Raw genomic sequence first — 13,567 nt, 5'->3', positions numbered from 1 at the left:
GGGCGCGAGTGCTCGGAGTGTTCGAAGGGTTCGGCGTCATCGCCGTCGTCGTCCTCACCGGGTTCGTGCTGGGCCGCACCGGCGTGCTCGGACCCCATGCGCAGCAGGTCATCGCAGGCGTCGTGTTCTACATCGCGACGCCGGCCCTGCTCTTCACGATGATCGCGGAGACGGACCTCACGTTCATCTTCTCCACCCAGCTCATCGCCACCGGCGGGTCAGCCGTGCTCTGCGCCGTCGCACTCTTCGTGCTCACCCGGTGGCTGCGGAAGCGATCCACCGGAGAGGCGATGTTCTCCGCGTGGGCGGTGAGCTACGTGAACATCGGGAACCTGGGCATCCCCATCGCGATCTACGTGCTGGGCGACATCGCCTACGTCGCGCCCGTGCTGCTCTTCCAGCTGCTCCTGCTGGCTCCCATCGGCATGGCGGTCCTCGACACGATCCGGCAGGGGAAGGTCGACCACTGGTGGTCGCCGATCTGGACGATCATCCGGAACCCGATCGTGATCGGCGCCGTCGCGGGCATCACCGTGTCCGGCACCGGATTCGACGTGCCCCCGGTGCTCTTCGACCCGCTCAGCATGGTGGGCGACATGTCCGTGCCCGGCGCACTCCTGGCGTTCGGCCTGAGCTTCAAGGACGGGTGGCAGCTGCCACTCAAGGGCACGCGCTCGCAGCTGACGATCATCACGTCGACGAAGCTCATCGTCCAGCCGGTGATCGCATGGGTGATCGGCGGACCGATCCTGGGGTGGACCGGTGTGGACCTGATGGCGATCGTCGTGACGTCCGCGCTGCCCACCGCGCAGAACGTCTACATCTACTCGATGCGGTACCGGCAATCGGAGACGCTCGTGCGCGACAGCGTGTTCATCACGACAGTGCTGTCCGTGCCCGCGATCCTCGTGTGCTCGGCGCTCCTGGGGTAGCGGCGGCTGGATGAGGCGCAGCGGGGTCGACGGAGCACTGGACTAGCCCTCACCCCGCCAGTAGCCGAGTGCGTCCTCGACATCGACCCTGTACGGGTGGTCCGCGTTGAGGCGCTCCAGCGCGGCGATCACCGGCCCCGTGCCGCGGTCGGCCTCGTCAGCCTCGCAGACGAGGAGCACAGGTGCCGCACCGGCCTCTGCGAACACCGTCCGGACCTCGGAGGAGTCCAACGACTCGACGATGAGGTCCACGAGGATGTGCCGCACCTCGGTCCACGAGGTCGCCTCCACGTGTGTGGAATCGGAGATCCACGCCTCCAGGTCGCCCAGCAGGTCTGCGGTCCGCGGTGAGTTCCGTGCCCCGGGCGAACTCCACTCTCCCGGCGACCAGCGCAGCCTACGTGCCTCGGCGCTCTCACGGGGCACGTCCGTGCGAAGGGCGGCCTTCTCCGACGGGATGTCGGGAGCATTCACCGCAGTCCGCCAGGCGAGCCCTCCGGTGTGCAGGACCGCAGCGGCATAGACGTCGTCTCCACCGCCCACGGCGGACAGCTTCCGTCGGAACTCCGCCGCGAGGACGGATCGGACGCGGGGGCTGAAGATCCTCACGAGGTCGTCCATCCATCCACGGTAGTCCCCTTCCGGACCCGTCCGGAAGGGCTTCGGGCCGATCACATCGATCCGATACTCGCAGCACCGGAGGGCGGGAATCGCCTGCTCCAGGCGTGTCGTCCGCGGCTGGCGCGCCCTCCCCGTCCACAATGAACACGTGACTGCAGACGATCCGAACGAGCCGAAGGACCTCCTCTCCCGCCGGCTGAGCTCTCAGCCGGACGGGGACGACCCGACGGCGGCTCACTACGCCGGCGGCGACGCCGGTGCGGTAGCGGGCGCGCACGAGTCCGACCGGTCAGGCACCTTCGACGCCTCTGCGTTCGATCCGGACGCGACCGCCTCGTTCGATCCGATCCGCGACGGCGATCCCTCCCACGACGATCAGGCGACTGCGGAGTTCGACCCCATCTCCCATACTGACGCGGATGCGGAAGGCGACCACGGACGCGGAGTCACGGTGGCCTCGGCGACGAGCACGAGCGCGGCTGGAGCCGCAGGCGGCACCGCAGCGGGAGCTGCAGCGGGAGCTGCAGCGGTCGGCTCGGCCGGAACCGATGGGTCGGCTGGACGACCGGGCATGATCTCGGACGAGGAATGGTCACTCATCAACGGCGAGAGCGCCGCGGCCCCCGCGGGCGATCAGCCGACGAAGAAGCTCACCCGCAAGGAGCGCAGGGCCGCCAAGCGGGCCTCGAAGCTCGACGAGGACCGCCGGGAGACGCGCGATGCCGAAGCGTCGATGGCGTCCCGCACCATGGAGATGCCGGAGCGCAGGCGCAACCCGCTCGACGTGATCGGCGCCGTGTGGATCACGCTCGGGTTCCCCTTCGTCGCCCTCGCGCTCGCAGTGCGCACGGTGGCATCCGGGTGGTTCCTCGCGTGGACGTACAACTGGCGCCCCGGCTTCCCCGACGACCAGTACGGCTTCACCGACGCGGATCGCCTGCACTACGGCTCCTACACCGTCGACTACCTCTTCAACCTGGCCACGGAGCGCTACCTCTCCGACGTCGTCCTGCCGGACGGCACTCCCCTCTTCACGTCCGGGGAGATCTCGCACATGGCCGACGTGAAGTTCCTGATCGGCATCCTCACGCTCACCGCGGTCATCGCAGCGATCGGCATGATCGTGTTCGGCGTCTACAAGTGCCGCCGCGGCGGCAGCGGAGTCCGCGGCAGCCTCCGTGCGGGACCGATCCTCACCCTCGTCCTCTTCGCCGCGCTCGCGGTGCTGGCGGTCCTCGGCTGGGAGCAGTTCTTCACCGGATTCCACGACGTCTTCTTCGCCGAGGGCACCTGGACGTTCTACATGGATGACTCCCTCATCCGCCTCTTCCCACCGCAGTTCTGGGTCGACGCGGGCATCGCGCTCGCGCTCATCGTGCTGGTCCTGTGCGTCTTCGCGTTCTGCCTGAGCTTCGCCGGGCGCTCGAAGAAGCGCCGGGCACGCCGCGTCGAGCGCTGAAAGCGACCCCTGCAGCGAAACGAGAGACCGCAGCCGCGCATCCGTCGCGTGCAGCGCTGCCCCCACAGATGTGATCGGCCGGGTGGGTTTTCCCCTCCCACCCGGCCGATGACTGCCTTCTCACCCCTGCGGTGGGGCCGTCCGCCTTCAGAACCCAGACCGCCTCAGGACCCAGGCGTGCTCAATCGGGCGCGCCCCCGTCGACGGTGAGCAGCGCTCCGGTCGTGTACGAGGCGAGCGAGGATGCCAGGTACAGCACCGCACCGACGATCTCCTCGGGGTCTCCCCCGCGCTGGGCCGCGAACGTCTGCGCGCGCTTCGCGAACGCCGCGTGATCCCAATGGCGCGAGACATCTGTCAGGAAGGTGCCCGGCACCACTGCGTTGACCCGGACGCTGGGGCCGTAGGCATGCGCCAGCGCGGTGGTCGTCGCGTTGAGTCCGGCCTTCGCCGCCGAATACGGCACCGTCTCCGGCTTCGGATGCAGCGACGCGATGGAGGAGATGTTCACGATCGCTCCCCCACCTGCCTCGACCATCTTCTCGCCCAGCAGCGCTGAGAGCCGGAACGGCCCTTTGAGGTTCAGCCCGATGACCTTGTCGTAGAGCTCCTCGCTGATCCCGCTGATCGAGTCGTACAGCGGCGACGAGCCCGCGTTGTTGACGAGCACGTCCACTCCGCCCATGTCGTGCCAGACCGTCTGCGCGAAGTCCGTGCACTGGTCCCAGTCCGCGACCTGCAGTGCGTACGGTCGCACCGTGCTGCCGGTCTCGGCAGTGAGGGCGGCGGCTGCGTCCTCGCATGCTGCGAGCTTCCGCGAGGCGATGGCGACGTCGGCGCCCAGCAAGGAGAAGGCGCGGGCCATCTCGAGGCCGAGGCCGCGGGACCCGCCGGTGATGACGATCTTCTTGTCTGTGAAGTCGAAGGCCCAGGTGCTCATGATTCGATGATCTCCATCGCCTGGTCGAAGAGGGAGACGGTCCGCTCGTGCAGGCGGGTGCCCACGGACTCCGGCACCAGCCCGGCCGAGGCGCGCGCCTGCGAGCCCTCGAGGATCGAGCCGAAGCGGAAGCAGGCCAGCACGTGGTAGAAGTCGACGTCGTCGACGGCCCACCGACTGACGTCGCCGTAGGCCGCCACGGTCTCCGCCTTGGAGGGTGCGCCCGGCAGCTCGACGCCGTGCGCAGAGGCCAGGAGGTGCCCGAGGTCGAGCAGCGGGTCGCCCAGCGTGCACAGCTCCCAGTCGACCAGAGCGGCGACCTCGGGAGAGTCGTTCCTGAACAGCACATTCCCGGCGTGGCAGTCGCCGTGGATGATCCCCGCTCGCTGCTCAGTCGGCATCCGCTCGTTCAGCCAGGCGGGGATCACCTCGACTCCGCGATGGTCGAGGCCTTCCCACTGGTCGAAGTCGCGGTAGCTCTCGAGCTGGCCCACCCACCTGCCGGGCTGCCGTGCCAGCCAGCCGTCCGGCCGACCGAAGCCCTCCAGCCCGGCCGCCTCGTGGTCGACATTGCCCAGCTGGGCGACTGCGCGCGCGTGGGACAGGCCCATCTCGTGCTGCCACTCACGGCTGTCCAGGACGTGCGCGGGGATCTCGCTGACGCCGTTGAAGCCGTCGACCGCACGCATGATGAAGAAGGCGTTGCCCAGCACGTCGAGGTCTTCGCAGGCGGCGATGAACTCCGGGTGCGGCACCCCGCTGCCGCCCAGCGCTTCGAGCACGCGGGCCTCGCGCAGCATGATCGTGTCGGAGTTCTTCCGCTTGTTGACCGGCGGCCCGCGATAGATGAGCCGCTCGTCATTCCAGGTGAAGCCCAGCAGCACATTCTGCGTGCCGCCGGTCAGGAACTCCGGATCGTGCAGCTCACCCGCACCCAGCTGCGTCTGCAGCCACGACTCGAGCGCAGGGAGTTCGATTCCGGCCTGCTCGGCGTGCGCGGCCGCCGCCGAGGCGCCGGACGAGGCGCTCTCTGCCCTGCTGTGATCCACACTCATATCAGTTCTCCTCCTTGAGAATGGCGCGCGCGTGCTGCGCGATCACAGACTACTGGGCATCAGCGGGCGGCTGGAGAACCGACAGGCACCGGTCCGGCTCAGGCACCGAGCCCATGACGCAGTCTCCGACGGCCCAGCTCAGTCGCCGACGGCCTCGCGTCCGCGCTTCACCAGATTCTCATCGGCCGGATACACGACGGACGTGTCCTTCCCGTCGTAGTCGAACTGGTTGAGGAAGAAGCGCATCGCATTGAGGCGCGCACGCTTCTTGTCATTCGACTTGATGGTGATCCACGGGGCGAAGTCCGTGTCCGTGCGGAGGAACGTCGCCTCCTTGGCCGCGGTGTAGTCCTCCCACTTGTCGAGCGACTCCAGGTCGATGGGTGACAGCTTCCACTGACGCACCGGATCGATCTGGCGGATCGCGAAGCGGGTGCGCTGCTCCGCCTGCGTCACGGAGAACCAGAACTTCGTCACGTGGATCCCGGAGTCGATGAGCATCTTCTCGAACAGCGGCGCCTGCTGCATGAAGATCTCGTACTCCTCATCGGTGCAGAAGCCCATGACGCGTTCGACGTTCGCCCGGTTGTACCAGGAGCGGTCGAACATGACGAACTCCCCGGCCGTCGGCAGATGCTGGATGTAGCGCTGGAAGTACCACTGCCCCTGCTCGACGTTCGACGGCTTGTTCAGCGCGACGACCCTGGCCGCACGCGGGTTGAGATGCTCCGTGAACCGCTTGATGGTGCCGCCCTTGCCCGCCGCATCGCGCCCCTCGAACACGATGACGTGGCTGAGCCCGTTGTCCTGGCTCCAGTACTGGAACTTCAGGAGCTCGATCTGGAGGTGGTACTTGGCCAGCTCATACTCCTCCCGGTCCATGCGCTCGTCATACGGGTAGCCCTCGCGCCAGGTCTCCACAGCACGCCCGCCCGGATCGATGAGGTCCGGATCCGGAGTGTGGCCGTGCAGGACCCTGTAGCCCTCCAGATGGAGTCGGTCGATGTACTCGCGCAGATTCTCCCGTTGCAGGGGGTGCATGATGCGGACGTCCTTTCGTCACGGAAGCCGGAGGGCTCACCCTATGACGCTACACAGGCACCGTGAACGATCGGTGAATCCGCCTGGTGCGCCCCCTGTTCGGGACCGGGGAACGCGAGGCCGCTGCCTACGACCGCTCCACATCCGCCTTCGGCACGAGGAACGAGGCGAGGGCCGGAGCGACGGCCACGCACAGCATCGCGATCGGATACCCGCCTGCGGTGATGAGGAGGCCCAGCGCGGGACCGACGCCTGCGCCCACGATGTGCTGGCCGGTGTTCTGGATCCCCATCGACTTGCCCGACCAGCGGTGGCCGGCCGCCTCCGCGATGGAGGTCAGGGCCAGGCCATTGTCCGCCACGGACGCCGCTGAGGCCACGATGAACACGATCGCGGCGACGACCGGGAGGAGCCCCAGGGACACTGCCGCGACGAGTGCGGACAGGACGCAGGCGAACCACGCGACGATGCGGAGCACGACGACGCGGGACGGCGCGATGTCACTGACCCGCCCCATCGCGAACCGGGCGCCCGCTCCTGCCAGCTGTGCCGCCCCCACGACGAGGCCTGCCGTCGCAGCCGCCATCCCCTGCGAGTCCATGAGCCACACGAGCCCGTATGTCGCGAACGCGAACTGCGGGATGACGAGGAGCGCAGAGGCAGCGTGGATCCGCAGGAGGAAGGAGTCCGCACGATAGGGGTTCTCCTCGTCGGCGGGACGTGAGGAGAAGGCGGGCTCCGGTGCCGGGGTCTTCGCGCCCTCTCCGGCCCCTCCGGCGTCCGCATCAGCCGGATCCGGCAGCTCTGCTCGAGCCGGCCTCGGCGGATCCACGATCCCCAGCCAGCATGCGATCCCGATGGCGAGGCAGAGGCCGCTGGTGACGAGGAAGAAGCCGAGCACGCCCGTCGCGGCGGCCAGAGGGGGTACGAGGACGGCTGCGATGGCGGTGCCCAGCGGCTGTGCCATCTGCCGCGCCCCCATCGCAGTGCCGCGCTGGCTCCGCGGGAACCAGCCCGCGACCACACGACCCGTCGCCGAATTCACGCTCGCACCGGCGGCACCGGCGAGCGCGAGGACTCCGATCAGCGGCAGGGGCTGGTGGAGAGCTCCCGCCTGCGCGAGGACCACTCCCAGAGCAGTCGCGGCCGCGCAGGCCAGCAGCCCGGCGGTCAGCGCGATCCGCTCTCCCCGACGGTCGGCGACGGCACCCCAGATGACCAGCGTGAAGACCATGCCGAGGCTCGTGGAGGCCGCGGCAGTGCCCGCGGTCGCCAGCGTGAACGCCTCCTTCTCACGCAGCAGCGGGATGAGGAATGCGGGCCCGGCCACGACGATCGTCACGATCGTCTGTGCGAGGCTCCCCAGCACCAGGGCCCGCCATGCCAGCACCCGACTGCGCGCGTCCGGGAACCCGTCAGCGGGCGATGTGCGGTCCATATCCGCAGGCTACGCCGGTGGGCGGCGGGGGCAGAGGCTGGTCCATCGTGCGGACGATGCGTCCCTGCGCGCTCACTGCAGGCCGACGGCTCGCGCGTGCTCCCGCAGTGCCCGACCCGCATCGAGCCCCACGACGGCGGCCACCGACGACCCGCCCGACTCCCCCGCCGGAGTATGGAACTCGACGAGCAGCGGCTCCTCCGACACGACCCGCTCGACGGTTCCGGGCACCGGGTGTCCGAACCCTGCCACCTGACGTCCGTGGATGCGCGCGGACCACGGGCTGCGTGGTCGATAGGGTCCGGGGTCCTCCCCCAGTCCCACAGCGTGGAGCAGAGCCTTCGCGGCATGGGCGCCCTGGGCCTCGGCGTCGTCCCAGTGATCGATCCGGTACGGAACGACCGGATCGTCGCCCACCCCGTGCTGGGCCACCGCTCCCGCGGCGACCATCGGCGCGTGCGCACCGTGCACCCGCAGCCGGTCGTCGACCCGCACTCCGCTCGGTGCCCCCGCAGCATCGGTGAACACCGGGACGCCGTCGGGGAGTCGTGGCCGCGCACCGTGCGCGACGATCACGAGGTCAGCCGCCACCGTCGTCCCGTCGTCGAGCACCGCGATTCCGTCCTCGAGAGACACGATCCGGGCCGACCAGCGTGCATCGACCGCCTCATCGTGGAGGCGGGCGATCCGTCGTGCGATCTCAGGGCCCCACGCTGCGGCACCGGGCAGCCCCGACCGTGCCACGAGGGTCACGCGGTGGCCTGCCGCAGTCAGCAGGCTCGCCGCCTCCGCACCGACCAGACCTGATCCGGTGACCAGGACCCTCGCACCGTCGACCCCGTCGACGAGCTCGCGGATCCGCAGCGCATCGGCGACGGAGTGGAGGGTCGACAGCCGCCCTGCGGCAGCCCACGCATCGGCCCCTGGCACATCCAGCCGATGCGGCTGCGACCCCGTCGCGAGGACGAGACCCGACGCACGGATCTCCTCTCCCGGAACCCGGACGCTCCAGCCGTCCGCGGACTTCGCGACGGACACGACGCGGTCCTCCCGCGTCGTCGCCCCGGCGAGCGGCGGACGCATCGCCATCGCGCGTGCGGGTGAGAGCCTGCCGGTCATGATCGCCTTATCGACCGTCGTCCGGTCGATCGCCTCGACAGCGGGGCCGGTGAGGTGGAGGATCGGGAATCCCGACTCCGCAGCGAGGAGGGACTGGGCGGCTGCACGTCCTGCGGCACCATCGCCTGCCACGAGGAGGGGCCGCGCATCTGTTCGCATCACACAGCGACTCTACGACCCGACTGCTGCGGGCGCACCCGCGGCGGGCGCACCTCCGGCTGGCTTCGACCCGCTCGACCTCATAGAGGTGGTCGAGGCGGGGGCGGGTCGAACGGTGCGCACGCGTGGAAGACGACGCCGGAGGCGAACGCCCTCGATTCGAGCAGCCGCAGGCGCCGTGCGGGTTGGCCGTCGGGGAACAAGCCACGGCCGCGTCCCTGCCAGTGCGGGTAGACGAACATCCGATACTCGTCGACGAGGTCGGCTGCGATGAGAGCATGCGCCAGCCGGATGCTGCCGGTGAGGATCGCATCGCGGCCCGGCTCGTCGCGCAGCGCACGCGCCGCCTCGAGCGGGTCGCCTGTGATCACCTGCGTGTTATGCCAGCCTGGGTCGGTGAGCGTCGAGGACACGACCCGCTTGTCGACGCGATCCAGGTGCTGCGCGACTCCGGTGGTGTCGTCGGTCTGCAGCGGCCAGTACCCGCGGAAGTCCTCGAACGTCTGACGTCCCAGCAGCAGGACGTCCTCCTCCGCGGACTGCCGCATGAGCTCGTCGCTGAGCTCGTCGTCCTGCGCCTGCGGATCGAACCAGTCGTCCAGCATCTCGACGCGTCCGTCGAGTGTCATGTTCTGGGTGATGATGATGCGCATGCCGGTCTCCCCTGTGAGTGCGTGCGTGCTGTCCTCACGGTACGGGGCGAGTGGTTCTCAGGGTGGTCAGCCGGATGCTGTGAGGGAGGGGATCCCCACTGCGGGCGGTGCCGGCGGGATGGGAGAATCGGCTAAGAGCACGAACACCCCATACCCAAGGAGACGACGTGTCCCACCCCGTTCTTCCGGCCAAGGACGAAGGCCTCGCCCTCGTCCTCACGATCCTCGGATTCTTCTTCATCGCGGGGCTCCAGTACTTCTACCTGGGGAAGATCCTCAAGGGGATCCTCTTCTTGCTCACGCTGGGCTTCCTGTACGTCGGCACGATCATCTCGCTCTTCACGATCCGCGGCGAGACCCGGCGCGTGAACGCGAAGCGCGCCCACGGCTACGCCTGACGCGGCGCTTCGACGCTGCCCCAGAGGTGCCCGCAGTGCCTCGGTGCCGTCGGTGCCCCCAGTGGGACTCGAACCCACACTGAATCGATTTTAAGTCGACTGCCTCTGCCGATTGGGCTATGAGGGCGTGGTCTCAGACTAGCGGGTGCGTGTCGCCCGTCTGCACGGTGCCCCGCGTGCTCTTCCGCCGCCTCGCGGGCCAGGCGATCGCCAGCACGAGGATGACGACGGCAGCGACCCCGATGCCCGCAGTGAGGACCGGCGCGCGATCATACGCGAGCCCGATCGCGCGGAAGCCCGCGAAGCCCACGATGGAGTACACGGTCGCCCATGCCGCTCCCCCGACCAGCAGTGCTGCGAGGTAGCGCAGCCACGGCATCAGCGTCGTGCCTGCGGCGAGGTTCGCAAGCGTCTGGAACCCGATCGTCAGGAAGCTCGCGGCCACGATGGGAGCCCCGAAGCGGTTCACCCGCGCTTCTGCGCGCGCGTACTTCTCCGAGGCGAGCAGCGCCCGGATCCGCGCGGACTTCGCCAGCCCCCCGCGACCCAGCCGCCCCAGTGCGTACGTCGCGCCGGCCCGGCAGATGATGATGCCGTACATGATGAGCCAGACCAGGAGGAAGGGAAGGTTCCACGTCGTCGGATCCATCCCACTCCTCTCTGCTCCCGCGCACGCGGATCGATCATTCTAGGCAAGCCTATCCTCACAACACGTGAGGTGCCGCCGCTCATCCCGCTCCCGCCGCTGCTCGCGCGCGTCCGCGGCGGACAATGCGAGAGCGGCCCCGGACCGCAGTCCGGGGCCGCTCCATCTCCTCCCGATTCCGGACCCGTCAGGGCTCAGAACCGTTCACGACTCAGTCTCAGGCGTTCGCCTTCTCCTTCTGGGGAGCAGGCTTCGAGTTCGCCGCCTCGACGAATGCGCGGCGCGGCACATCGACGTCCTTGAGCGCGGTGAGGTCGCGGCCCATGACCGTGTTGAGCACCCAGTTGCCGAACACGCGCACAGAGCGTTCGCACGTGGGAATCGCGTAGCCGTGGTACAGGCGGTGCAGCCCCCATGCGATCGGGCCGCGCAGCTCGACGCTGCCCATCTGTGCGACGCCCTTGAACAGGCCCATGCCCGCGACTGCGCCCAGCGACTTGTGGAAGTACTGCGTGAAGACGGTCTCGCCGCGCATGGCAGCCAGCAGGTTCTTCGCGAGCACCGGAGCCTGACGCATGGCGTGCTGCGCGTTGGGGACGCAGAAGCCGCCCGGTCCCTCACCGGACAGGTCCGGGACAGCGGCGTTGTCGCCGGCCGCCCAGGCACCGGCCACGACGCCCTCTTCGTTCTCGACGCGCAGGTCCGCGCGGACCGTGATCCGGCCGCGCTCGTCCAGCGGCAGGTCGGAATCGATGAGGATCGGGTTCGCCTTGACCCCCGCGTTCCACACGACGAGGTCCGCGTCGAACTCCTCGCCGTTCGACAGCTTGATGTGCTTGTCGGTGCAGTCCTGCAGGAAGGTCTCCAGGTACACGTCGACTCCGCGCTCGCGCAGGTGGTCGACGACCCAGCGGGCCTGTGCCTCGCCCACCTCGGGCATCACGCGGCCAAGAGCCTCGACGAGCACGAAGCGGATGTCCGCCTCCGTGAGGGTGTCGTACTGGGAGACGGCGGCACGCGCCATGTCCTCGAGCTCCGCGAGTGCTTCGATGCCGGCGAAGCCGCCACCGACGAACACGAACGTGAGGGCCTTGCGGCGCTCCGCGTCGTCTTCCATGAGCGATGCTTCGGCCAGGCGGTTGAGGACGTGGTCGCGCAGTGCGATGGCCTCTTCGATGCGCTTGAGGCCGATCCCCTCCTCCGCGAGGCCCGGGATGGGCAGTGCGCGCGGCACTGCGCCGGACGCCAGCACGATCTGGTCGTAGTCGAGTTCGAAGGCCTCGTAGCCCTCCTGCTCGATGACGACGAACTTCTTGTCGTGGTTGATGTTCGCGACGGAGCCCGTGATGATCTCCGCACCCTTGAGGTGGCTGCGCAGCGGGACGATCGCGTGACGCGGTTCGATGCTTCCGCCGGCGACCTCCGGGAGGAACGGCGCGTAGGTGAGGTACGGGTTGGGGTCGACGACCGTCACCGTGGCTTCACCCCGCCCGAGGTCCTTGAGGAGGTTCTGAGCTGTCACGAAGCCCAGGTAGCCACCGCCGACGATGAGGATGCGCGGACGCAGAGCGTTGTTTCTGATGAGAGCCATGACCTCATCCTAAAGGCTTGTGAAACTTTTCACTAGCCGTCGTCGCGGGTCTCCTCCGCCACACCCGCGGACGCTCCGGCACGCGGTTCCTCGGCTGTCCCATCGGCCTCGTCCGAGGCCGTGGCCCGGTCCTGCCGCGAGCGCCGCGCGCGGATTCCCACGACCAGCGCGCCGATCAGCAGCGCCGCCCCGACGACACCACCGCCGATCAGCACCGAGGGTCCCAGCACCTGCCGCGACCCGTTCACGGCGGCGACGGTCCCGTCGGCCTCCTCGGTCTCCTGGGTCCGTTCAGCCGGCTCGGTCGTATCGTCCTCTGCGGCAGGCGATTCGCCCCCGGCACGGGGGCCCTCCGAGTCCGCGCCGCCGCGGCGATGCATCTGCACCCAGTCCGCGAGCTGATCCGACGCGGAGGGCACATCGTCGTCCGGTTCCCATGCGAGGGCCGCGGCGGGGTCGACCCTGCCGTATCCCACGATCGGGTCCGGCTCCTCGTAGGTGCCCAGTCCATCGTGTCCCTCGACCGGCCCGGCGGTCTCGTGGAGAGCGGCGACGACCTCGTCGGCGGACCAGTCAGGGTGCGCGGACCGCAGCAGCGCCGCGATCCCGGACACCACGGGGGCCGCGAACGAGCACCCGTCGGCCGTGCCGTATCCCCCGTCCCAGAACGGGACGGGGATGTCCTCGGCCGGCCCCATGAGGTCCACTGCCGTGCCCGGTGCGGTGGACGTGTCCCGCACGGCGCCGGACTTCGCCAGTCCGCCGACCCCCACCACTCCGGGGACCGTCGCCGGCGACCACGCCTGAGTCGCACCCTGCGACCGGTTGCCCACGCACGCGATGACGACCGCGTCGTGCTCGTAGGCATAGGCGAAGGCCTCGTCCCACTGCCGGGGCCACGACGGGTCGTCCCAGCCCAGGGACATGTTGATGACGGAGGCGCCGCTGTCCACGGCCCAGCGCAGCGCCTTCTCGGCCTGCACGCGCGTGGACTGCGCGGCCGATGGGGCTCCGCCGCCCAACCACACCGACGCCGAGGCGATCGTCGCCTCCGGTGCCACGCCCACCGGACCGCTGCCCGTCCCGTTGCCGGCGACGACGCCCGCCACAGCCGTGCCGTGATGGATGATGCTCTCCGCGCCGACGGGCTCGGTCCCGTCCTTGCCGGCACCCGAGAAGTCGCGCGCGGCGGTCACCGCGTCCGTGAGGTTCTCATGGGCGTCGCTCACGCCGGAGTCGATGACGGCCACCGTGACGCCGTCGCCCCGAGTCGTCTCCCACAGTTCGGGGATGTCGTAGTCGTCCATGAACCACTGGCCGGGTCCGGGCTCCGGTCCCTCGTCCGTCTGCGCCTCCGCAGCGCCGGCGGACCCGCCGAAGATCGTGGCGGCGACGAGTCCGAGCGCGGCGAGGATCGCCAGCAGCTGGAGGACGCGGCTCCGCAGACGGCGTCTGCGCTCCCTGCGTCGACGCCGCTCACTCGGCGGCTCCTGCTGTCCGCGTCGCCGTGACATC

13 protein-coding genes and 1 tRNA gene are annotated in these 13,567 nt (G+C 69.4%); 3 read left to right on the top strand and 11 right to left on the bottom strand.

Annotation, left to right across the window (positions count from 1 at the left end):
• Positions 1-8: 8 nt before the first annotated feature.
• Complete coding sequence (locus tag BSP109_RS11320; RefSeq protein WP_087009390.1) at positions 9-932, top strand: AEC family transporter; 924 nt, start codon at positions 9-11, stop codon at positions 930-932.
• A gap of 42 nt (positions 933-974) precedes the next feature.
• On the opposite strand, the gene BSP109_RS11315 is transcribed toward BSP109_RS11320, so the two are convergent.
• Complete coding sequence (locus BSP109_RS11315) at positions 975-1,553, bottom strand: DUF4303 domain-containing protein (protein ID WP_146001138.1); 579 nt, start codon at positions 1,551-1,553, stop codon at positions 975-977.
• A 148-nt stretch (positions 1,554-1,701) separates the two neighbouring features.
• Between BSP109_RS11315 and BSP109_RS11310 the strand changes: the two genes are divergently transcribed.
• On the top strand, positions 1,702-3,012 hold the full coding sequence (locus tag BSP109_RS11310) for a TIGR01906 family membrane protein (protein ID WP_101600687.1): 1,311 nt from the start codon (positions 1,702-1,704) through the stop codon (positions 3,010-3,012).
• Positions 3,013-3,193: 181 nt separating this feature from the next.
• On the opposite strand, the gene BSP109_RS11305 is transcribed toward BSP109_RS11310, so the two are convergent.
• The 6 genes from BSP109_RS11305 to BSP109_RS11280 form a co-directional block, all read right to left on the bottom strand.
• Positions 3,194-3,952: an SDR family NAD(P)-dependent oxidoreductase gene (locus tag BSP109_RS11305; RefSeq protein WP_087009385.1), complete on the bottom strand. Its 759-nt coding sequence runs from the start codon at positions 3,950-3,952 to the stop codon at positions 3,194-3,196.
• On the bottom strand, positions 3,949-5,007 hold the full coding sequence (locus tag BSP109_RS11300; protein ID WP_087009383.1) for a phosphotransferase family protein: 1,059 nt from the start codon (positions 5,005-5,007) through the stop codon (positions 3,949-3,951). Before BSP109_RS11300 ends, BSP109_RS11305 begins: the two co-directional genes overlap by 4 nt.
• A 138-nt stretch (positions 5,008-5,145) precedes the next feature.
• The gene (gene ppk2, locus BSP109_RS11295) at positions 5,146-6,048 is read right to left on the bottom strand and encodes a polyphosphate kinase 2 (protein ID WP_087009381.1); all 903 of its coding nucleotides are present in this window, start codon (positions 6,046-6,048) and stop codon (positions 5,146-5,148) included.
• Between the two features lie 127 nt (positions 6,049-6,175).
• On the bottom strand, positions 6,176-7,486 hold the full coding sequence (locus BSP109_RS11290; RefSeq protein WP_087009379.1) for an MFS transporter: 1,311 nt from the start codon (positions 7,484-7,486) through the stop codon (positions 6,176-6,178).
• Positions 7,487-7,558: 72 nt separating this feature from the next.
• Positions 7,559-8,764 (bottom strand): FAD-dependent oxidoreductase, encoded by a 1,206-nt coding sequence (locus tag BSP109_RS11285; protein WP_087009377.1) that lies wholly within the window; start codon positions 8,762-8,764, stop codon positions 7,559-7,561.
• A gap of 80 nt (positions 8,765-8,844) precedes the next feature.
• Positions 8,845-9,417, bottom strand: a complete 573-nt coding sequence (locus tag BSP109_RS11280; RefSeq protein ID WP_101600686.1) for a dihydrofolate reductase family protein — start codon at positions 9,415-9,417, stop codon at positions 8,845-8,847.
• A gap of 167 nt (positions 9,418-9,584) precedes the next feature.
• Between BSP109_RS11280 and BSP109_RS11275 the strand changes: the two genes are divergently transcribed.
• Positions 9,585-9,815, top strand: coding sequence for an NINE protein (locus BSP109_RS11275; protein ID WP_087009373.1), 231 nt, complete (start codon positions 9,585-9,587; stop codon positions 9,813-9,815).
• A 53-nt stretch (positions 9,816-9,868) separates the two neighbouring features.
• On the opposite strand, the gene BSP109_RS11270 is transcribed toward BSP109_RS11275, so the two are convergent.
• From BSP109_RS11270 to BSP109_RS11255, 4 genes are all read right to left on the bottom strand, one after another.
• Positions 9,869-9,942, bottom strand: a tRNA-Leu gene (locus BSP109_RS11270).
• Positions 9,943-9,948: 6 nt separating this feature from the next.
• Positions 9,949-10,464: a DedA family protein gene (locus BSP109_RS11265; protein ID WP_087009371.1), complete on the bottom strand. Its 516-nt coding sequence runs from the start codon at positions 10,462-10,464 to the stop codon at positions 9,949-9,951.
• A 214-nt stretch (positions 10,465-10,678) separates the two neighbouring features.
• The gene (locus tag BSP109_RS11260) at positions 10,679-12,052 is read right to left on the bottom strand and encodes an NAD(P)/FAD-dependent oxidoreductase (RefSeq protein ID WP_087009369.1); all 1,374 of its coding nucleotides are present in this window, start codon (positions 12,050-12,052) and stop codon (positions 10,679-10,681) included.
• Between the two features lie 32 nt (positions 12,053-12,084).
• Entirely contained in the window at positions 12,085-13,566 is a 1,482-nt protein-coding gene (locus BSP109_RS11255; RefSeq protein WP_180959711.1) for a S8 family serine peptidase, read from the bottom strand.
• Between the last annotated feature and the right edge of the window lies 1 nt (position 13,567).

The organism is Brevibacterium sp. Mu109, from assembly GCF_900169375.1.
Taxonomy (GTDB): Bacteria; Actinomycetota; Actinomycetes; order Actinomycetales; family Brevibacteriaceae; genus Brevibacterium; species Brevibacterium yomogidense_A.
Note: the sequence above shows the minus strand (reverse complement) of the source record. Positions and strands in the feature narration are given on the sequence as shown.